The following is a 20,900-nucleotide window of genomic DNA, read 5'->3' on the forward strand; positions in this document are numbered from 1 at the left end:
ATGAAACAATTAAATATTAGAAAACATGTCATGACAGCCATATCCTATCTAATACCTTTTGTATCTGCGGCAGGAATGCTTATGGTAATTGGAAATATTTTAGGTGGAAAAGTTGTTGAGATAGATGGTGGATTTATTAATTTAAATGATGCTTTGAGCACATTGGGAGCTAATGGATTAGGCTTTATACCTATAGTCATATCAACTGGAATTGCGTATTCTATAGCGGACAAAGCTGGAATAGCACCAGGAATTATTTTGGGTGTTTTATGTAAGACAAATGGTTATGGATTTTTAGGTGGTATAGTAGTAGGATTTTTAGCTGGATATTTAACAAAAATAGTTTTAAGTAATTTAAAACTTCCAAAGTGGATGCAAGGACTTATGCCTCAATTAATTCAACCTTTAATAGTAAGTTTGATTATAGCTATTTTGATGCAATATATAATTGGAGTTCCTATAATTTGGTTGACAGAAAGTGTAAATTCACTTCTTAAAAGTTTAAGCTCTAAGCCAGAATATTCTATGATTTTTGGAGTTGTAGTGGGAGTTTTATCTGCGGTAGATTATGGTGGACCAATAAATAAGGTTGTATTTACATTTTCAGCAGCTGCTTTGTCCGAAGGATTTGGTGGTCCTATATGTAATTTGATTCAAGCGAGTATGATTGCACCATTTGGATTAACAATTGGATATTTCTTATCAAAAATCATCGGCAAAAAAGATTTATTTTCACAACAAGAGGTTGATTCTTTAAAAACAGCATTCATTATGGGATGTTTTCAAATAACAGAAGGTTCATTTCCAATAATATTGAATAATTTATTAAGAATAACTATATGCACAGCTGTTGGTGCTGGTGTAAGTGGTGGATTAGTTGGACTTTGGAATATTGAATCAAAAGTTCCATCAGGTGGATTGGTAGCGTTACCTGGAATTAACAAACCTTTATTGTGGTTAGTTTCTTTATTAGTAGGATCTTTAGTATTTGCTATTTTGTTACAATTTTTAAAAAATAAAAAAGTAACAAATTTTGAGAATAAAAAAGATAATAATGATGAGCTAGAAAATTTAAGTTTTTCATAAATTAGAGAGGTTATATGAAAAGATCACAAATTAATAAAGCAATAAAAGATATGGAAAAATTTTTGAAGAAAATGAATGTATATCTACCTGATTTTGCATATTGGTCAACTGAAGACTGGAAAGATAAAAATAATGAATATGACATAATCAGAGATAATAAACTTGGATGGGATATAACCGATGCTGGTTTAGATGATTTTGAAAATATAGGTTTTTCATTATTTACTTGTAGAAATGGAAATATAAATAAATCTTCTTCAAAAAAATATGCAGAAAAATATATTATGATAAAGCAAAATCAAGAATTTCCGTTTCATTTTCACTGGCAAAAAACAGAAGATATTATAAACAGAGGCGGAGGAACTTTGCTTATAACTGTTTATAATGATGACGATGGAAATTTTTCTAAAGATGATGTCTTAGTAGAATCTGATGGAAGAGAATATTATGTAAAGGCAGGAGAAAGTGTTGAATTAAATCCTGGACAAAGTATTACCTTAAAGCCATATCAATATCATAAATTTTCTGTAAAAGAAAATACTGGAGATGTATTAGTGGGAGAAGTTTCTGAAGTTAATGATGATGATAATGACAATAGGTTTTATGAACAAGTAGGAAGATTTCCTGAAATAATAGAGGATGAAAAACCTTACAAATTATTATGCAACGAATATCCTAAATACAATGGATAAGAGAATAAATAGAAAATGGAATTAATAATATAGGAGTTTAAAATGTTAATTAATATGAAAGAAATGTTGAAAGTTGCTAACGAGAATAATTTTGCTGTACCAGCATTTAATATCTCATCATTACCTATGCTTAATGGAGTTTTCAAAAAATGTGAAGAACTAAAATCTCCAGTAATTATAGCTATACATCCCGATGAACTTTCATACGTGGAAGATAGTTTTGTAAAAACAATAATTGATAAAGCAAATAAATCTGAATTACCAGTAGTGTTACATTTAGATCATGGTTCTTCTATAAAACAAGTTATTAATGCAATAAAAGATGGATTTACATCAGTTATGATTGATGCTAGTACATTTAAATTTGAAGAAAATATTGAAATGACAAAAAAAGTTGTAGAGCTTGCTCATAGCGTAGATGTATCTGTAGAAGGAGAACTCGGAACAATTGGTGTAGATGCTGGAGATGAATATGGTGGTTCAAAAGATATTCAATACACAAAACCTGAAGATGCTAAAAAATTTATAGATCAAACAAATTGTGACTCTTTGGCAATAGCAATTGGAACAGCTCACGGAATATATCCTGAAAATTATGTTCCTAAATTAAAACTAGATTTATTAACACAAATAAAAGATCTAGTAAAAATTCCTCTAGTATTACATGGTGGCTCATCAAATCCTAATGCCGAAATTGCAGAAGCTGTAAAAAGAGGAATCAATAAAATCAATATATCATCTGATATAAAAGTGGCATTTTTCAAAAAATGTAGAGAAGTTTTGAAAGACAATTCTTTAAGAGAACCTAACGCTATATATCCTGCTTGCATAGAAGCTATGTGTGAAGTTGTAGAAGAAAAAGTTAAATTGTTTGAATCAGATAATAAAGCTGAATTATTTTTTCAATAAAAATATTAAGAATTGATAGCAAGAATGTGCAAAGTTATACCTTTGCACATTTTTAAATAATATAAATAAAAATATAAAATTAAAATCATTAATGAAAGGAAATAAAATGAATTATATTTTAGGAATTGACCTAGGAACATCTTCATTAAAAGGAGTAGTTTTTGATCAGGATGGAAATTTCATTGGTGCAAAAAGTAGTTCTTATGATGTTTGCAATCCCAAAAAAGGATATTGTGAACAAAACCCTAAATTTTGGATTGATGCTTTCGAAAATGTTATTGAGAAATTAAATCGTGATTTTGATTTAAATGAAAATCTTATAGCATTAAGTTTTTCTGGGCAAATGCATAGTTTGGTTTTACTTGATGAACAAGGAAGAGTTTTAAGAGATGCTATATTATGGAATGATGTAAGAACTATTGATGAGTGTAAATATATAAGAAATAAGTTTTCTGATAAACTATTAGAAATTACAAATAATATCGCATTAGAAGGTTTTACACTTCCTAAAATTTTATGGGTAAAAAAATACGAAGCAGAAATATTTGAAAAAACACACCACATTTTATTACCTAAAGATTATTTGAGATACTATCTAACAGGAAAATATAACATGGATTATTCTGATGCAGCAGGAACTTTACTTTTAGATATTGAAGACCATATATGGTCGGAAGAAATTATAAGAAAATTTGGAATAAATAGAAAATTACTACCACCTTTACTAAATTCGACAGATTTTGTTGGATATGTTAAAAAAGATTTGATATTAAAATACGGGTTTAAGAAAAAAGTAAGAGTATTTGCAGGATGTGCTGATAATTGTGCTAGTGAAATAGGAAGTGGGGTTATAGGAAAAGACGATACCATGCTTTTAAGTATAGGTACATCTGGAGTAATCCTTAATCCGGAAAAGAAAATAAATAGATCTTACAATGGAAAATTACATTTTTTTAATTCGATTTATAAAGATACGTATTATTCTATGGGAGTTACCTTATCAGCAGGACAGAGTCTAAATTGGTTTAGAAAAAGTTTCTCAAAAAAAGAAAAATTTGAAGATTTGACTAAAGATATAGATAAAATCAAAGCAGGAGCTGATGGTCTAATTTTTGCTCCATATTTAAATGGCGAAAGAAGTCCATATTTTGATGGAAATATTAGAGGAAGTTTCATAGGATTAGATATTTCTCATACAAAAAAACATTTAGTAAAATCAACTTTAGAAGGAATAACTTTTTCACTTAGAGATAATTTTGAAATGATGGAAAAATCAATAGATTCTCAAATAAAAAATATTATATCAGTTGGCGGGGGTTCAAAAAATAAAGATTGGCTACAAATCCAAGCAGATATATTTAATAAAAATATTATGACTATAAATATAGAAGAAGGACCAGGACTTGGTGCAGCTATGATTGCGGCTTTAGGCATGAAATATTTTGATAATGTAAAAGAGTGTTCAGATGCCTTTATAAAATATACACAAATTATAAAACCAAATAAAGAAAATTCAAGAATATATGATAAGTTGTTTGAACAATACAAAAAAATATACCCAAATACAAAATCAATTTGTTACAATTTAATTGGTATATGTGAAAATCAAAATAAAAGTAATTGAAAATATCTTAAAATATTAACTGATAACGATTAAATATATAAACTTTAGCAAAAAACAAAATCAAACAATCGCCCATCTCGAGCGAATGGAATGAGTCGAAATCTAAATTGAATAGGTTAAATTTAAATGTAAAGTAAAACAAAATAGATCTATCGACAAGCTTGAGATTGGTTTTCTCTTTATTTTCCTTAATTTCTAAAGGATAAAATGTTTTTGTATATGGTTTTTATTTTTAAAATAGAAAAGTTTGCATTTTGTTATATAAAATTATTTTTAACCGATTTTATTGTACAAAGCTAGAGGAGAGCCTTCAAGCTACAAATTTATTTCTATTCCAAGACAAACAAAAAGACAGGAAAATTCCTGCCTTTTTTTAGTCCGGTTGTTTTTTATCCTTTTAAACCATCTGCTTGTCTTTGCATATTTTCTACTACTACGTCAAAAATATCTCCGATTGATTGAGCGTATTCTAATATTTCCCATGGTTTATTTGTGTGGAAGTGGATTTTTATTAAATCTTCATCTCCTACTGCAAGTAGGCTATCTCCTTCGAAATTTTCTGTTATGTGATCGAAAATTTCGTCTTCGTCTAAATCTTCTCCTGCTATTAAAAGCTGGGTATCAAATTTAAATTCTATTTTTTCTGCCATTTTTTTCTCCTAACTATTTTTTAATAAATTTCTTTTTAATTCTTCTTCAAGACGACCAAGCTCATTTTTGGCGTCTTGTCTATTCTTATTTCCTTCGATTTGAATTGCTCTTACTTCGTCAATCGCCTCAATTAGTCTATCGTTTGTATATTTTATTGTATCAAGGTCTATTATACCGCGTTCGGTTGCTCTTGCTGTATCGATTGTATTTTGTTTTAATTTGTCAGCGTTTGATTTTAATAAATCATTGGTTAAATTTGTAACGGCTTCTTGGGCACGAATTGCTTGTTCTGTGTGGCTCATGCCAAGGGCTAGGACCATTTGGTTTTTCCAAAGTGGAATTGTATTTACAATTGTTGTTTGGATTTTTTCTGCCATAATTGAGTTTGATGATTGTACCATCCTAATTTGTGGTGCCATTTGCATTGAAACCATTCGGGTTAAATCTAAATCGTGTAATTTTTTTTCAAACCTGTTGGCTTGGGCTTTTATGTCATTTGCTTTTTGGGCATCCATTGGGAGGTTTGAAATTCTTGCTGTATTTTCAAGGGCTGGTATGTCTTTTTCAAAAGTTCTTTTGAGCTTTCTGTTTCCAGCTTCTATATACATAGAAAGTTCTTTGTAATAGTCTTCGTTTAATTCATACATCTGATCAAGCAGGGAAATATCTTTTAAAAGTCTTATTTGATGGTTATCCAAGGCTTTGGCGATTTCATCTATATTTTTTTCTGTTGATTGGTATTTTAATTTTATATTTTCAAATTTTGATTTTTGTTTTTTTAAAAATCCAAAAACTCCGCCATTGTCTTCGTCCATTGATTTGATTTCTGAAACAACCTTATCCAAAAGTCCACCAATTTCTCCAAGCTCTTTGTTTTTTACTGTATTTAAAGTTTTTTCTGAGAAATTTGAAATCTTTTTTTGAGCTCCAACTCCGTATTGGAGAATTATATTTGAATCTTCTAGGTCAATTTTTTGGGAAAAATCATCAATTTGTTTTTCTTCTTCTGGAGAAAATTTTATTGACTGATCTATTTGGATTTTTTCCTTATATTCGACTGGTTTTAATTCGACCTCTTCATTTTCTCCGTCTAGTCTTAATTTAATATCACTCATTTTTGCTCCAATCTTTTTCTAAATATCCTTCTTGGTTTAATAAAATTTTCATTGTATCAATGTCTGTTTTTATATCCATTGTCCTATCTTCCATTAGCTCTAATTGGATTTTTTCAAAGGCTTCATTGATTATTTCTATGGAAGATTCTATTTCTGCAAGTGAATTTTTAATTTTTGAATCGTTTGATTCCATAATTTCGTATTCTGTGTAAGCATCAATTAATTTTACAGTTGTTGGCAAATAATATTCTATAAATTTGTCCAAAACATAAGCTTTTTCTGGGTATCTTTTAATAATGTTTGTAATATTTTCAATTGTTTTTTTGATTTCTATTACTTTTTCAAGAAAATTTCTATTTTTAATTCTTGAAATATCAAGATTTATGGAAGTAATTTCTTTGCTTGAAATTCTTATTATTTCTTCAGCTTTATCCTTGTTTGTTTTTGTGCTTGCATCTTGGGCTATTTTTTTATTTTCTTCGTGTGATAAATTTGGCATTTGATTTTTTTGGTTTTTGTATAATTTAAAAGTTGGAATATCTAACAAAAATAATGAATCATTTTCTACAATTCTTGCTTGTTTGAAATATCCCTTATTCATCATATACAAAAGCTCTTTTATGGTATCTTCCTCTGATTTTTGAACTGATGATGCCAAATCTCTTATTGGAATTACGGTGTTATGTCCAAGCTCTCTTAAAAATCTTGTGTAATCTTTTGAAATCATATCCAATTGTTGGGATTTTCTAAAAGTAAAAAATCCAAATATTGAAAACAAAGCTGTTAAAAATAGATTTTTAAAAAAATCATAGGAAAATCCGTCAAAAAATAAAATCATTAGCATAGAAAGTGCAATTAAAAAAGAAATTATCATAGCTGTTTTCAATAATCCTGCCTTGGTTTTTTCAGGAAGTTTTTGGGCACAAACTTGAGGATTTTTAGTTTGGATTGCGGGTTTTCTAACTTGATTTCCGTTTATAAAATTCATTGTTTTATCAATAAATATATCAAGACTTGTCTTGACCTTTTCACTTATATCAGAAAAATCCATATCAGAAATAGCTTTGTTTAGACTATTTTCCAAAGATTTTTCGTTTTCTTTATCATAATTTGTCATATTCACTCCTTAGTAAAATTATACCAGAAAGATTCAATATATAAAAACTATCTTAATATTTATTTAATATACAATAGTAAAAATTAAATAAATTAATAATAAAATCAGGATATTTAAGAATCTAAATCTATTATTTTATCAAAATAATTTTCATTTTCCCTTAATTTTTCTCTATTTCCAAAAACTGTAAGATTGTTTTTGTCCAAAATATTTTTGTAATCATCTTTCAAATCAATTATATCATCTAAGCTAGCATTTTTTATATCAAGAAGCTTTTCTTCAAGCTCCTTATAAGAAAATCCTTGCAAATATCTTAGAAAATCCAAAGAAGTCTTGGCTTGAAGAGATTGGGGTTTTAAATATGAGCCCATTTTTGAAATTTTTTGGTTTTTCAAATCATTTGGATCAAGTTTTAAATTTTCTAAAATCTCAGGGATTTTTTTATAATTTTCCACTGTTTTTCTTATGTGAGGGTCCCTGTAAGAATAGGTCCCAATATTTCCGTACTTATCAACCATAAGACCTGCTCCATAAGCTCCGCCTTTTGCACGAATTAAATCGTGAAGGTAAGGATTTGAAATAATTGATGAACAAAGGGCCAAAAGATTTAATTTTTTATCAGAAAATTCTTCTAAATCTCCTCCCACAGACACATAATTTACATTTGCATCAGACAAAATTGCTTCTTTATAATAGGACTTATGAAAATCAATATTTCCTTTTTCTTTTTTGGTTTTTTCAAGGTCTGAAAATTCTTTCTTTATATAAGCCTTTACTTTTTCATAATCATTTTTTGATGATGTTATATTAACTAATAGATTTTTTGAGAAAATTTCCTTGTATAAATCTTCTAATTTTTCCTTGAAAGTAATAAAATCTTCTTCTACATCTATGAAAATTTTCTTTATAAATTCATAATATCCAAAACCATTTAGCTCATCTTTGATGTATGAAAGTTTATCAAAATGTGAAAAAGAACGAGTTAGGGCAAGGCTGTGTCCTGAATCATACATATTCATTTCAAACAAGGCCTTGATTTGTTTTAAAATATCCTCAATTCTTTTTTCATCATCAAAAACAGATTCATTCATTATTTCTTTTACAATATTCAAAGAATTTTCATACCTATCTATAGTAGTCTTAAAAGAAATTTTTATAAAATTATTAATTTCCCCGTCCTTATTTTTTATATTTTGGATTGTAAAATTAAGACCTGCCATATTTATTGGAATTAAATCATCCAATTTTTGGTAGGAATGATCTTTTGTATCAATTGATCCCAAAAAATCTGAAATTAGACAAAGATATTTGAGATTTTCAAGGCCCATGTGATTTACGTCAAAGAAAAATTCATTGTAAATCATCCCAGCACTGTCAAGGTCGTGGTAGATAAATTTAAAATCATCATCCTCGATTTTTCTTGGAACTTTTTCGATATCAAGGTCTACATCACTAATTTCAAGAGTTGGAATTGTAGCCTTATCTTCTTTTGAATCTTCTTTTTCTTGGAAGGTTTTTAATTTTTCTTCCTTTTTCTTTAATGTATCAACTTCTTCATCTGATAGGGATTTTTTCAAATTTTCCAAATCCTGGTCGATTTTTTCTTCAATATTTTTAAAATAATCCTTATCAGGCTTTGCCACAAGAACTAATTTAGTCTTGTTATTAATAAAATATTTCCTAACTTGTTTTTCAAAATAATCAGCATCAATCAAATCTCCCAATTCGTTTATATAGTCAATTAAATTTAGGCTATCAAAAATTTCATTATCCAAATTGTGCATGAGTATATATTCAATTCCCTTTGATGCTGAATTCATTTGCTCTCTTTGAGAAAAATCGAAAAGAGCGTGGGCTGCTTTTAGGGAATCTTTTGGAATATGTTGGGCATATTTTTTAAGCTCTTCTTCAATAATTTCTACGAACCTATCCAAATTTTCATCTGATGTGCCTTGGGCTGTAATTTGAATTGAGGATCTTTGACCATAGCCAGTCCTTGCATAAAAACTTTCAGGTCCAATTTCCTTGTAAATTCTTTGAGAAATTTCAGAAGAATCTGAGTTGAAAAGAGCGATTGATAAAATTGCGTTTGCAAGTTGGTCTTTTATATTAGCTCTTTCGTTAGTTAAAAATGAATATGTCAGATATGATTTATTTTTATCTTCATTGTTTGATTGATAAGAAGTAAAAATTGGTTTTTGGTAATAATTTTCAACTACCTTGCAATCTGCAATAATTTCTTTTTTCTCATAGTGGGACAAATATTCCTCATCAAGATTTTTTAAATATTTCCCAATATCCATATTTCCATAATAAAAAATTTCAGCGTTTGATGGGTGGTAAAATCTTTTATAAAAGTCTAAAAATTCATCATAACTTAATTTGGAAATATCATAAGGATTTCCGCCAGAAACATATTGGTAGCAGGAGTTTTTATAAAGATATTTATTTATTTCATTTAAAATAATAGTATCTGGATTTGTAGTGGCACCTTTCATTTCATTGTAAACAACGCCCGATACAGAAAATTTTCCATTTTCATCAATTTTTATAGATTTTCCTTCTTGCAAGAAAATTTCTTCCTTATCTAAAACTTTTGGATTAAAAACTGCATCCAAATAAACATCTTGGAGGTTAAAAAAATCCTTATCATTTTCGCTTGCAACAGGATAAACAGTTTTATCAGGATAGGTCATTGCATTTAAAAAAGTTTGAAGACTTGATGCAATCATATCCATAAAAGGCTCTTTAGTCCTATATTTTTTTGAACCATTTAAAACAGAATGTTCCAAAATGTGAGAAATCCCCTTTGAAGATTCTGGTGGAGTTTTAAAAGCAATTGCAAAAGTTTTGTTTTTGTCATCGGTTTTTATATAATTAATCCTTGCTCCAGATTTTTTATGTTCATACAAAAAAACATCCAGACCAAGTTTTTCAAATTTTTTATTTTTTCTTAAAATATATTTTTCCATTAATAAATCCTTTCTTTATATTTATTACTAAAACTATACTCTTAAATAAATTTCATCTCATTAATAGGAAAAAATTAATTTTTAAAAAAATATTTAAAAAATTTCTTGATATAGTGTAAAATAAAACTAGGTTTATTTAATAAATCAATTTAATTTAAGGAGGGAAGTAAATGATAGGTATTATACTGGCAAGTCACGGAGAATTTGCTCAAGGTATAAGACAATCAGGTGAAATGATTTTTGGAGAACAAGAAAAACTCGAAACAGCAGTTCTCTTACCTTCAATGGGTCCTGATGATTTGAGAAAAGATCTTGAAGAAAAAATCAAAAAACTTGATTGTGAACAAATACTTTTCTTAGTTGACCTTTGGGGTGGAACACCTTTTAACCAAGTTTCAGCTCTAATGGATGGAAATGAAGAAAAGTGGGCAGTTCTTACCGGACTTAATTTACCCATGCTAATTGAGGCGCTTGGCTCAAGACTTATGGAAGAAAAATCACATGATCTTGCAAAAGTTTTATTAGAGCCTGCCAAAGAAGGAGTAAAAACTAAACCAGAATCCTTGATGGACGATTACAATAAATCTAATGCAAAAGATGATTCAAAAGAAAATCTTCCAAAACATACTGGAACAATTCCAGAAGGAACTGTAATTGGAGATGGAAAAATTGATGTTGTTCTTGCAAGGATTGATACAAGATTACTTCATGGACAAGTTGCTACAAGTTGGACAAAATCTACAAATCCAACAAGAATTATTGTCGTAAGTGACAATGTAAGTGAAGATGCTTTGCGTAAGTCAATGATAATGGAGGCTGCTCCTCCAGGAGTTAAGGCTCACGTTGTGCCAATTTGGAAAATGGCAGAAATTTTTGAAGATCCACGTTTTGGAGATACAAGAGCAATGCTATTATTCGAAACACCACAAGATGCTTTAGCTCTTATCGAAAAAGGCGCAGATTTAAAAGAAATAAATCTTGGCTCTATGGCTCACTCACAAGGAAAGGCTTATGTAACTTCTACCGTTTCTATGGGAAAAGAAGATGTTGAAACTTTTGAAAAATTACTTGATAAGGGAATAAAAATCGATGTAAGAAAAGTTCCAGCAAATCAGCCTGAAAACTTTACAAATATTATGAAAAAAGCAAAATCAGAACTTGGTTTGGCTTAAGGAGGAATTATGTCAGCAATTAGTATTATTTTAATTGTTATAGTTGCTCTACTTGCGGGTATGGAAGGAATCCTAGATCAATTCCAATTCCATCAACCAATCGTTGCTTGTACTTTGATTGGACTTGTAAGTGGACATTTAAAAGAAGGAATTATGCTTGGCGGTGCTCTTCAAATGATTGCTCTTGGTTGGGCAAATGTTGGAGCAGCAGTAGCTCCGGATGCGGCTTTGGCATCAGTTGCAAGTGCTATTATCATGGTTTTAGCTCTACAAGATGGCTCAGGAAATGTAGATAATGCAATAAACACATCAATAGCTGTTGCTATACCACTTTCAGTAGCAGGTCTATTTTTGACAATGATAGCAAGAACTTTATCAATTCCAATAGTTCACGGAATGGATGCAGCAGCAGAAGAAGGAAATTTCAGAAAAATTGAAGTTCTTCATATACTTGCAGTTTTGATGCAAGGACTTAGAATTGCTGTTCCTGCAGCAGCACTTTGTTTTGTTTCACCAAAAGTTGTAACAGGCGTTTTAAATTCTATGCCAGGTTGGTTAACTCATGGTATGGAAGTAGGCGGAGGAATGGTTGCAGCAGTAGGTTATGCGATGGTAATTAATATGATGAGTACAAAAGAAACTTGGCCATTTTTTGCAATTGGTTTTGCAGTTGCAGCAATCCCACAACTAACTCTAATCGGACTTGGTGTAGTAGGATTTTCACTTGCACTTATCTATTTAAAACTTAAAGAATCATCTTCATCAAATGGATCAGCTAATACTGGAGATCCACTTGGCGATATTATAAATGATTATTAGGAGGAAATATGACTGAAGTAAATGAAAAAAGAATAGAATTATCAAGATCTGATAGGATAAAAGTATTTAATCGTCATCAACTCCTACAAGGTTCTTGGAATTATGAACGTATGCAAAACGGTGGCTGGTGTTATTCAATAATTCCTGCTATCAAAAAATTATATAAAACAGATGAAGAAAGAAAATCTGCTTTAAAAAGACACTTAGAGTTTTATAATACTCACCCATATCTTTCAAGCCCAGTAATGGGAGTTACTCTTGCTATGGAAGAAGAAAAAGCAAATGGAGCTCCTATTGAAGATAAAACAATAAACTCTGTTAAAGTAGGAATGATGGGACCTTTGGCAGGTGTTGGTGATCCAGTTTTCTGGTTTACAGCAAGACCAATACTTGGAGCTCTTGGTGCATCAATAGCTTTAACAGGAAATATTATTGGACCAATAATATTTTTTGTATTTTGGAATATTATAAGAATGGCATTTGAGTGGAAAACTCAAGAATTTGGTTACAAAGTAGGAAATGAAATTACAAAAGATTTATCTGGTGGACTTTTAGGAAAAGTAAACTTGGTTGCATCAATTGTTGGTATGTTTATAGTTGGCGCTTTGGTACAAAGATGGGTAAATGTAACATTTACTGTAAACGTATCAGAAGTAACTCAACAAGCAGGATCATTTATTGATTGGAATTCTTTATCAACAGGTAGCAAGGGGCTTCAAGAAGCCTTTAAACTTTACGATCAATTAGGATCAGCAGGCCTTGATCAAGTTAAAGTTACAACTTTACAAGATAACTTAAACCAATTAATACCAGGACTTGTTCCAATGTTATTAACACTTGGAATTTGTAAATTATTAAAGAAAAATGTATCTCCAATTGTTATAATAGTTGCTTTATTTATAATAGGAATAATAGCATCTGTACTTGGAATCATGTAATGGTTCAAAGTCAAAATAAAAATGTAGACTTATCCATTAAGGGAAGATGCCTTAATGGATTTACCTCTGATGGAAATATAATGGTAGGCGATAAGGCCTTTGAATTTTATAATGAAAAAAATGTAGAAGATTATATACAAATTCCTTACAAGGAAATTTCTTTTGTGAGTGCGTCAGTTATATTTGGCAAAAAAATAAATAGATTTGCGATTCACACAAAAGAAAGTGGCAATTTTGTTTTTACAACAAAGGATAATAAAAAAACTTTGAGAGCTTTAAATAATTATATTGAGTCAAATAAGTTGAGAAGGTCTCTATCATTTTTTGAGGTAATAAAAAGAGGTATTAAAAATTTAATTAAAAAATAGACTTGGATTTTTTCTAAGTCAGATCGTAAACAAACCCTCAAGCACGAATATCTGACTCCAAAAATTGTTGATTTCTAAATTTCAAAATTCTAAAATCGCAAACTCAAGCTACGCTCTCAAACAGTGCGATTTCTTGACGAATTTTGAAATTTGAAATCAAATCAAATTTTTACGTATTCTATTCTTAGCATGAGGATTTGTATACTTTTTAAACTATCTGGCTTGGATATTTCCAAGTCTTTTTTTATTGTAATTTGATATTTTAATAATAAGTTTACCTTTATTTTTAACAATGAAAATATTTGCAAAGATAAATTATTTAATTTTGATAAAAAATTTTAGTTAATTTAATAAAATGGGTATATAAATATACATAGAATGAAAAAATGTTTTCATCGACAAAACGGAGGTTATTTTATTATGAAAGATTATAAAACAAACAAATTAAGGAATTTAGCTTTAGTAGGGCATTCAGGAGCAGGGAAAACTTCCTTGACTGAATCTTTGCTATATTTTACAAAGGCTATTAACAGGGTTGGAAAAGTAGCGGACGGTAATACTGTATCTGACTATGAAAAACAAGAAATTAAAAGAAAAATTTCAATCCAAACCTCAATAATTCCTGTTGAATATAAGGATTACAAGGTAAACTTTATCGATGCTCCTGGATTTTTTGATTTTGAAGGAGAAGTATTAAATGCTCTTAGAGCAAGTGAGTCAGCTTTGTTTGTAATTGATGGAGAAAATGGAATCGAAGTAGGAACTGAAAAATATTGGAAATATACAGAAAATATTTCTTTGCCAAGAATTATTTTTGTAAATAAATTGGATAAAGAAAATGCCAAATTCAATCAAGTAGTTAGTGACCTACACATAGATTTCTCCAAAAAAATAATCCCACTAACCTTAACCCTTGGTGAAGGCGAAAATTTTGAAGGTTTGATCGATGTTATAGATAAAAAAGCTTTTAAATATGTTGATGGTAAGGTAGAAGAGGTTGAAATACCTGAAATCAGAGTTGAAGAAGTAAATGCTGTTTATGAAGAAATCCAAGAAGTTGTTGCTGAAAGTGATGATGAATTGATGGATAAATATTTTTCAGGCGAAAGTTTTACTGAAGAAGAATTTAAAGAAGGTTTTAGAAAGGCAATTATAAATGGTAATGCTGTTCCTTTAGTTGCTGGTAGCTTGGAGAAAAATATTGGTCTTGATTTGTTGATGGATGTTATTACAAAATATATGCCATCTCCTGACCACAAGGCTGCAAATATTGGATTTAGAGTTACTGATGATTATGAAGAATTTGAAGTTAGCGAAGATAGTCCTTTTTCTGCTGTTGTATTTAAAACAATTGCTGATCCATTTTTGGGTAAGATTTCAATATTTAAGGTTTTATCTGGAGCTATTAAAAAAGATCAAAATTTCTATGATATAAGTAAGGACAAGGAATTAAAGGCTTCAAATATTTTCTATTTAAGAGGAAAAGAACAATTTAAAGCGGAAAAAATTGTTGCTGGAGATATTGGAGCATTTTCTAAACAGGATATTCTTCAAACTGGAGATTCTTTATGCACAAAAGAAAGTCCTATAGAATATAAGAAAATTAAATATCCAAGACCAGTTTTATATTATGCAATTGAAGCTGAAAGTAAAAATGATGAGGATAAAATTTCAGCTGCTTTGAAAAAATTATCAGAAGAAGATCCTACTTTTGAAGATAGAAGAGATGCTGAAACTCACCAAGAAGTTTTGGCAGGACTTGGTAATGTTCAACTTGAAGTTTTGATGGATAAATTAAAAGAAAACTATTCTGTTAATACAAAAATTGTTGATTTAAAAATCCCTTACAGAGAAACTATCAAGGGAAAATCTGATGTTCAAGGTAAACACAAAAAACAATCTGGTGGTGCAGGTCAATATGGAGATGTATTTATTAGATTTGAACCATGCGATGAGGAATTTGTTTTTGATGAGGAAGTATTTGGTGGAGCAGTTCCTAAAAATTATTTCCCTGCTGTAGAAAAGGGACTTCGCGATTCTATGGACGAAGGTCCTCTTGCTGGATATAAGGTTGTTGGAATAAAAGCTACTTTGTATGATGGCTCTTACCACCCAGTAGATTCAAACGAACAAGCCTTCAAATCAGCAGCAAGACTTGCTTTCAAAAAAGGAATCGTTGAAGCAAAACCAATTTTGCTTGAGCCTATAATGAAACTTGAAATTAAAGTTGATGAGAAGTACATGGGCGATGTAATGGGAGATATGAACAAAAGACGTGGAAAGATTTTGGGCATGGAACCACAAGAAGATGGCTCACAAATCATTTCAGCTCTTGCACCAGAAAGTGAAGTTTTAAAATATTCAATAGATTTAAGATCAATGACACAGGCTCGTGGATCATTCTCAATGGAATTTGACAAATATGAAGAAGTTCCAAAAGAAATAACAGAAAAAATTATTGAGGAAAATAAAAAAGAATAAAAAATAGTATAGAAAAGGGGCAAATAATGAAAGATTGGAAGATTTTGGAAATTGATCCTTGGATCAAGGATTACAAAAATGATATAAATCTGAGAATGGATGAATATGAAAAACAAAAGGCTAGACTTTTGAAAAAAGGCGAAAAATTAAAAGATTTTGCCAATGCCCACAATTATTATGGCTTTCACAAGGTAAAAACTGGATGGATTTATAGGGAATGGGCTCCAAACGCCAAGGGACTTTATCTAATTGGAGATTTTAACAATTGGGATAGACATTCCCATCCTCTAAAGAAAATTAATGGCGAAGATTGGGAGATTTTTGTTAAAGGAATTAGGACTATTCCACACAAATCCAGAGTGAAAGTTATGGTTGACTATGGAGAAAGCATCCAAGATAGGATTCCTCTTTTTGCAAGAAGGGTTGAAAGAGATGAAAATTTAGATTTTTCTGCAATTGTAGAAAATCCTAGGAAAAAATTTAAATGGACAGATGATAAATTTAAAATTAAAAACCACGATCTTCTAATCTATGAAGCCCACATTGGTATGGCTTGTGAAAGAGAGGGTGTTGGAACTTACAAAGAATTTGAAAAAAATATTTTGCCAAGAATTAAAAAAGAAGGCTACAATACAGTCCAACTTATGGCTATAGCTGAACATCCATATTATGGATCTTTTGGCTACCAAGTTTCAAATTTCTTTGCTCCTTCTTCTTGGTATGGAGAAAATGATGATTTAAAATCTTTAATAAATACTGCCCACGAAATGGGTTTAAATGTAATAATGGATTTGGTTCATTCCCATGCTGTAAAAAATACTATTGAGGGAATAAATCTTTTCGATGGAACAGACTACCAATTTTTCCATGAAGGCGATGAGGGAAATCATCCTGATTGGGATTCTAAATTATTTGATTATCACAAACCTGGAGTATGCCATTTTCTTCTTTCAAATATAAAATATTGGCTTGAGGAATTTCATTTTGATGGTTTTAGATTTGATGGAGTTACATCAATGATTTATAAAAATCACGGTAGGGGAGAAAATTTTGATAATTATTCAAAATATTTTTCTATGAATACCGATATTGAAGCTATAAATTATCTTCAACTTGCCAATGAACTTATAAGAGAAGTTAAGAAAAATGCCATAACAATTGCTGAAGATATGTCAGCTATGCCTGGAATGTGTCTACCAATTAAAGATGGAGGAATTGGTTTTGACTATAGACTTTCTATGGGTATGCCAGATTTTTGGGAAAAGGCCCTAGAAAAACGAGATGAAGATTGGGACATGGGAAAAATGTGGTACGAGCTTTCAACTTCTAGACCATCCGAAGCTAGAATTTCTTATGTAGAAAGCCACGACCAAGCTCTTGTTGGTTCAAAAACTACGATTTTTAGACTTGCAGATTCTTCCATGTATTGGGATATGGAAAAAACAACCCACAATATCATAATTGATAGGGCGATTGCTCTTCACAAAATGATAAGATGGATTACAATATCCATGGGCGCAGAATCTTATTTGAATTTTATGGGGAATGAATTTGGTCATCCTGAATGGATAGATTTTCCAAGAGAAGGCAATAATTATTCTTTCCATTACGCAAGACGTCTTTGGTCTTTGGCTGACAATGACCTATTAAAATACGATTGGCTTTTGAAATGGGATGAAAAAATGATTGACCAAATCAAAAAAAATAAGCAATTAGGAAATGATATTTTTAGGCTATGGCTTGATAATGATAGGAAAGTTATTGCCTACAGAAATGGGGATATAGTTTATATTTTCAATTTCCACCCACAAAATTCCTACGATTCTTTCCAAGTACCAATCCACGATAAGGGAAAATTTAAAGTGATTTTGGATACTGACGATGAAAAATTTGGTGGACTTGGAAGAATTTCAAAAGATTTTATTTATGAATCCAAAAATTTAGAAAATACTGACTACGATGGAATTGAAATTTATATTCCATCAAGAACGGCCCTTGCCCTAAAGAAGGTAAAATAATGAGAATACTTGCTCTTGGAGATTCCTTTACCCAAGGTTATCTTGTAGAATGCAATAATTACACCCGCTTTTTAACTAAGGCGGGTTTTGAAATTATAAATTTTGGAATAAGCGGTTCTACAAGTTCTGATATGGTTAAAAGGTATGAAAAAATCAAAAATAAATACAAAGATGTAGATTATCTGATAATTTTTGGTGGGTCAAATGACTTTTTGAATGGCAAAAGTGTGAATCTTGCATATTCAAATGTCAAAAGTATATTAAATTTATCTACTGCCAGAAAAAATATTATAATTATACCGCCTTTAATAGAGGAGGAAGATTCTTATCCGATTTATGGATATGTAAATGAAAAAATAAATGAATTTGCAAAAAAACTTTTGAACTTTGATTGTTTGAAAGTTGATTCTAGAAAAATCAAGCCCTATTATCTTGATGGTTTGCACATGGGTAAAATTTTTCACGAAAAGCTTGCTTGTGAAATTTTAAAAATTATAGAGGATGATATAAATGAATGAATTAGAAGATATTGAAAATATTGACAAGATGGTTGCAAAGAGCTCTCTTTTACCAGATTTTATGCGAAATAAAATTACTATAGATATTATTTCTGTCCTAATTGTTTTGTTATTGTGTTTTATTACATTAAAATTAGTTCATAAAATAATAAGAAAGTTTTTTGAGAGAAACAAAAGCAAAGCAAAAAGAAATACAGCAAAACTTGAAACCCTATCAAGGATTTTTTATTCTATAATTAGGATACTTATAATTTTTATTGCCATAACTATGATTTTGGATATTTTTGGAGTCAACACATCAAGTCTTATAGCTACAGCAGGAATTGGTGGTATAGCCATAGCTCTTGGAGCTCAAACTCTTATTGCAGATTTTGTAAAGGGAGTTTTGATAATATTTGATGACAAGATAAGAGTTGGCGAATGGGTTTCATGCTCTGGAGTTGAAGGGACTGTCGAAGAGGTTAATCTTAGAATTACAAAAATCAGAGATTACAACGGCTCACTTCACATTATTCCAAATTCAAACATAACAAATGTCCAAAATTTTGATAGGGGAGCTCAAAAAAGTGAGGCATATTTTTGCGTATCAAATGATACAAAGCTTGATGAAGTAAAAGCGATGATAAAAAGCGTATCTCAACAAATAAAAACAATGCCAAAATATAAAAATGTTTTTATAGAAGATTTGAGTTTTTTTGAAATACACGAATTTAAGGATTTCTCCTACACAGTAAGGGTGACATCCCTGGTAAAAGCAGGAATGCAATGGGAGATTTCAAGGAAAGTAAGAGAGCTTATAAAAGAAGAAATGGAAAAAAGAAAAATAAAAAGTAGTTTATTAGAAGAGGAAATTTATGAAAAAATATAAATTAAACGATATAGTTAGCCTAAAAAAATCTCATCCGTGCGGAGAAAATAAATGGAAAATCGAAAGAATGGGTGCAGATATGAAGTTAAGATGTTTGGGTTGTGATAAATTAGTTTGGCTAAAAAGAACAGATTTCGACAAAAGAATTAGAAAAATTCAAGATAAAAACGGGAAATTTGTATCGATAGTAAATTACAATCCAGAAGATTAGAGGAGAAAAAAAGGAATTAATGATAAACGACAAGATAAAAGATGATTATATAAAAATAATAAACGAAGATTATAAAGACTATAGAAAAGATTACCAAAATTTATTAGACAAAAGAAAAGAATACGGGGCAACCTACAAAGAAGAAGTTCTACCTACCTTGTATGATGCGTATTTTTACGACACAAAAGATTTCAAACTCTATGATGAAATGATAAATATTTTTATGTCTATAGTAGAAAAAGTCACAAAAGAATACCTAGAAAACGAAAATTACAGAAAATTATTCGACCTAGATCCTTTGACAGAAAAATTGATCCTAAAAGATCCAGGCTATGACATTTCAACACCAATAGCAAGATTTGACGTAATGTATGATGGCAAAGAAGACTATAAATTTTGCGAGCTAAACACAGACGGCTCATCAGCCATGCTAGAAGATAAGTCTTTGGCAGATTTGATGAAAGATTCCAAAGCCATAAAAAAACTAGAAGAAAAATATCAAATAAATCATATAAACCTACTAGAAAGTTTGGTAGATTCAATAGAAGATTTATATTTTTCAATAAAAGGCAAAAAAGAAAAAATAAACATAGCCATAGTCGACATAATAGAATTTGACAACATAGAATTTGAAACTATAAAAAATCTATTTAATAAAAGAGGTCACAATTGCAAAATTGCAAACCTAAAAGATTTAGAAAGAAAAAATAATGGCCTATATATAGAAGATATGAAAATTAATCTAGTCTATAGAAGACTTGTAACAAGCGATTTAATAGAAAACAAAGATATAGGGAAAAATCTGATAGACGCATATCTCAACGATGAAATAATAAGCATAGGCTCATTTAGGTCAACACTTTTTTACACAAAAGATATATTTAGAATACTAAGGCTAGAAGAAAGCCAAAAAATCCTATCAGAAAAAGAAAATGAATTTATAAAAAAACACATACCATACACAGAAAAATTAAATTACGAAAAAGACAAAGAGAAATTGGTAGCAAACAAGGACAAATATATATTAAAACCAATCCAAGGCTACGCATCACACGGAATCTACGTAGGAAAAGAACACACAAAAAAAGAATTTGAAAAAATCTTAGAAGAAATAAAAAATAAAAATTACATTTACCAAGAATATTACACAGTAAGCCCAATGAAATTTATAAAAATGGAAAAAGAAAAAGCAAGTTTAGAAAACTTTTCATACGTAACAGGACTATTTGCCTACAATAAAAAATTTATAGCCCCATATATGAGAATAGGAAACGCAGCAATGATAAGCTCAGCAAGAGAATATTACGTAGTAAGTTCGCTAGGCATAAAAGAAAAATAAAC

General features: G+C 29.9%; 18 protein-coding genes. 14 read left to right on the forward strand and 4 right to left on the reverse strand.

The features are described 5' to 3' along the window. The 4 genes from HMPREF0078_RS08705 (at position 1) to xylB (ending at position 4,311) form a co-directional block, all read left to right on the forward strand. The gene (locus HMPREF0078_RS08705) at positions 1-1,086 is read left to right on the forward strand and encodes a PTS fructose transporter subunit IIC (RefSeq protein WP_004839888.1); all 1,086 of its coding nucleotides are present in this window, start codon (positions 1-3) and stop codon (positions 1,084-1,086) included. Between the two features lie 14 nt (positions 1,087-1,100). Further along, positions 1,101-1,778, forward strand: coding sequence for a D-lyxose/D-mannose family sugar isomerase (locus tag HMPREF0078_RS08710; RefSeq protein WP_004839889.1), 678 nt, complete (start codon positions 1,101-1,103; stop codon positions 1,776-1,778). A 42-nt stretch (positions 1,779-1,820) separates the two neighbouring features. Next, complete coding sequence (locus HMPREF0078_RS08715; protein ID WP_004839891.1) at positions 1,821-2,687, forward strand: ketose-bisphosphate aldolase; 867 nt, start codon at positions 1,821-1,823, stop codon at positions 2,685-2,687. Between the two features lie 106 nt (positions 2,688-2,793). Beyond that, the gene (gene xylB, locus HMPREF0078_RS08720; protein WP_039920690.1) at positions 2,794-4,311 is read left to right on the forward strand and encodes a xylulokinase; all 1,518 of its coding nucleotides are present in this window, start codon (positions 2,794-2,796) and stop codon (positions 4,309-4,311) included. 389 nt (positions 4,312-4,700) lie between these two features. Here the strand turns inward: xylB and HMPREF0078_RS08725 are convergent, their stop codons facing one another. From HMPREF0078_RS08725 to HMPREF0078_RS08740, 4 genes are all read right to left on the reverse strand, one after another. Then, positions 4,701-4,961 (reverse strand): hypothetical protein, encoded by a 261-nt coding sequence (locus HMPREF0078_RS08725; protein ID WP_004812605.1) that lies wholly within the window; start codon positions 4,959-4,961, stop codon positions 4,701-4,703. Between the two features lie 9 nt (positions 4,962-4,970). Continuing rightward, entirely contained in the window at positions 4,971-6,077 is a 1,107-nt protein-coding gene (locus HMPREF0078_RS08730) for a toxic anion resistance protein (RefSeq protein ID WP_004839895.1), read from the reverse strand. After that, a complete protein-coding gene (locus tag HMPREF0078_RS08735) occupies positions 6,070-7,194 on the reverse strand; it encodes a 5-bromo-4-chloroindolyl phosphate hydrolysis family protein (RefSeq protein ID WP_004839897.1) in 1,125 nt (374 codons plus the stop codon). Before HMPREF0078_RS08735 ends, HMPREF0078_RS08730 begins: the two co-directional genes overlap by 8 nt. 113 nt (positions 7,195-7,307) lie before the next feature. After that, entirely contained in the window at positions 7,308-10,166 is a 2,859-nt protein-coding gene (locus HMPREF0078_RS08740; RefSeq protein ID WP_004839898.1) for an insulinase family protein, read from the reverse strand. 170 nt (positions 10,167-10,336) lie between these two features. Between HMPREF0078_RS08740 and HMPREF0078_RS08745 the strand changes: the two genes are divergently transcribed. The 10 genes from HMPREF0078_RS08745 (at position 10,337) to HMPREF0078_RS08790 (ending at position 20,898) form a co-directional block, all read left to right on the forward strand. Further along, a complete protein-coding gene (locus HMPREF0078_RS08745) occupies positions 10,337-11,338 on the forward strand; it encodes a PTS sugar transporter subunit IIB (RefSeq protein WP_004839900.1) in 1,002 nt (333 codons plus the stop codon). 9 nt (positions 11,339-11,347) lie between these two features. After that, a complete protein-coding gene (locus HMPREF0078_RS08750; protein ID WP_004839902.1) occupies positions 11,348-12,157 on the forward strand; it encodes a PTS mannose/fructose/sorbose transporter subunit IIC in 810 nt (269 codons plus the stop codon). An 8-nt stretch (positions 12,158-12,165) separates the two neighbouring features. Beyond that, positions 12,166-13,095 (forward strand): PTS system mannose/fructose/sorbose family transporter subunit IID, encoded by a 930-nt coding sequence (locus tag HMPREF0078_RS08755; RefSeq protein WP_004839903.1) that lies wholly within the window; start codon positions 12,166-12,168, stop codon positions 13,093-13,095. Continuing rightward, positions 13,095-13,463 (forward strand): DUF956 family protein, encoded by a 369-nt coding sequence (locus tag HMPREF0078_RS08760; RefSeq protein WP_004839906.1) that lies wholly within the window; start codon positions 13,095-13,097, stop codon positions 13,461-13,463. Before HMPREF0078_RS08755 ends, HMPREF0078_RS08760 begins: the two co-directional genes overlap by 1 nt. 420 nt (positions 13,464-13,883) lie before the next feature. Next, entirely contained in the window at positions 13,884-15,944 is a 2,061-nt protein-coding gene (gene fusA / locus HMPREF0078_RS08765) for an elongation factor G (protein WP_039920691.1), read from the forward strand. Between the two features lie 26 nt (positions 15,945-15,970). Continuing rightward, positions 15,971-17,962, forward strand: a complete 1,992-nt coding sequence (locus HMPREF0078_RS08770) for an alpha-amylase family glycosyl hydrolase (RefSeq protein ID WP_004839910.1) — start codon at positions 15,971-15,973, stop codon at positions 17,960-17,962. Next, on the forward strand, positions 17,962-18,480 hold the full coding sequence (locus HMPREF0078_RS08775) for an SGNH/GDSL hydrolase family protein (RefSeq protein ID WP_004839912.1): 519 nt from the start codon (positions 17,962-17,964) through the stop codon (positions 18,478-18,480). The genes HMPREF0078_RS08770 and HMPREF0078_RS08775 overlap by 1 nt, the downstream gene beginning before the upstream one ends. Continuing rightward, a complete protein-coding gene (locus tag HMPREF0078_RS08780; RefSeq protein WP_004839913.1) occupies positions 18,473-19,348 on the forward strand; it encodes a mechanosensitive ion channel family protein in 876 nt (291 codons plus the stop codon). Before HMPREF0078_RS08775 ends, HMPREF0078_RS08780 begins: the two co-directional genes overlap by 8 nt. Beyond that, positions 19,335-19,559, forward strand: coding sequence for a DUF951 domain-containing protein (locus HMPREF0078_RS08785; RefSeq protein WP_004839914.1), 225 nt, complete (start codon positions 19,335-19,337; stop codon positions 19,557-19,559). Before HMPREF0078_RS08780 ends, HMPREF0078_RS08785 begins: the two co-directional genes overlap by 14 nt. A 19-nt stretch (positions 19,560-19,578) precedes the next feature. After that, on the forward strand, positions 19,579-20,898 hold the full coding sequence (locus tag HMPREF0078_RS08790) for a glutathionylspermidine synthase family protein (RefSeq protein WP_004839915.1): 1,320 nt from the start codon (positions 19,579-19,581) through the stop codon (positions 20,896-20,898). Positions 20,899-20,900: the final 2 nt, after the last annotated feature.

The sequence above is a fragment of the Anaerococcus vaginalis ATCC 51170 genome (assembly GCF_000163295.1).
Taxonomy (GTDB): Bacteria; Bacillota; Clostridia; order Tissierellales; family Peptoniphilaceae; genus Anaerococcus; species Anaerococcus vaginalis.

Bases quoted from the DNA above. Each gene is read 5' to 3' on its own strand.
- HMPREF0078_RS08705 (WP_004839888.1), top strand. From the start codon at position 1: ATGAAACAATTAAATATTAGAAAACATGTCATGACAGCCATATCCTAT.
- HMPREF0078_RS08710 (WP_004839889.1), top strand. From the start codon at position 1,101: ATGAAAAGATCACAAATTAATAAAGCAATAAAAGATATGGAAAAATTT.
- HMPREF0078_RS08715 (WP_004839891.1), top strand. From the start codon at position 1,821: ATGTTAATTAATATGAAAGAAATGTTGAAAGTTGCTAACGAGAATAAT.
- xylB (WP_039920690.1), top strand. From the start codon at position 2,794: ATGAATTATATTTTAGGAATTGACCTAGGAACATCTTCATTAAAAGGA.
- HMPREF0078_RS08725 (WP_004812605.1), bottom strand. From the start codon at position 4,961: ATGGCAGAAAAAATAGAATTTAAATTTGATACCCAGCTTTTAATAGCA.
- HMPREF0078_RS08730 (WP_004839895.1), bottom strand. From the start codon at position 6,077: ATGAGTGATATTAAATTAAGACTAGACGGAGAAAATGAAGAGGTCGAA.
- HMPREF0078_RS08735 (WP_004839897.1), bottom strand. From the start codon at position 7,194: ATGACAAATTATGATAAAGAAAACGAAAAATCTTTGGAAAATAGTCTA.
- HMPREF0078_RS08740 (WP_004839898.1), bottom strand. From the start codon at position 10,166: ATGGAAAAATATATTTTAAGAAAAAATAAAAAATTTGAAAAACTTGGT.
- HMPREF0078_RS08745 (WP_004839900.1), top strand. From the start codon at position 10,337: ATGATAGGTATTATACTGGCAAGTCACGGAGAATTTGCTCAAGGTATA.
- HMPREF0078_RS08750 (WP_004839902.1), top strand. From the start codon at position 11,348: ATGTCAGCAATTAGTATTATTTTAATTGTTATAGTTGCTCTACTTGCG.
- HMPREF0078_RS08755 (WP_004839903.1), top strand. From the start codon at position 12,166: ATGACTGAAGTAAATGAAAAAAGAATAGAATTATCAAGATCTGATAGG.
- HMPREF0078_RS08760 (WP_004839906.1), top strand. From the start codon at position 13,095: ATGGTTCAAAGTCAAAATAAAAATGTAGACTTATCCATTAAGGGAAGA.
- fusA (WP_039920691.1), top strand. From the start codon at position 13,884: ATGAAAGATTATAAAACAAACAAATTAAGGAATTTAGCTTTAGTAGGG.
- HMPREF0078_RS08770 (WP_004839910.1), top strand. From the start codon at position 15,971: ATGAAAGATTGGAAGATTTTGGAAATTGATCCTTGGATCAAGGATTAC.
- HMPREF0078_RS08775 (WP_004839912.1), top strand. From the start codon at position 17,962: ATGAGAATACTTGCTCTTGGAGATTCCTTTACCCAAGGTTATCTTGTA.
- HMPREF0078_RS08780 (WP_004839913.1), top strand. From the start codon at position 18,473: ATGAATGAATTAGAAGATATTGAAAATATTGACAAGATGGTTGCAAAG.
- HMPREF0078_RS08785 (WP_004839914.1), top strand. From the start codon at position 19,335: ATGAAAAAATATAAATTAAACGATATAGTTAGCCTAAAAAAATCTCAT.
- HMPREF0078_RS08790 (WP_004839915.1), top strand. From the start codon at position 19,579: ATGATAAACGACAAGATAAAAGATGATTATATAAAAATAATAAACGAA.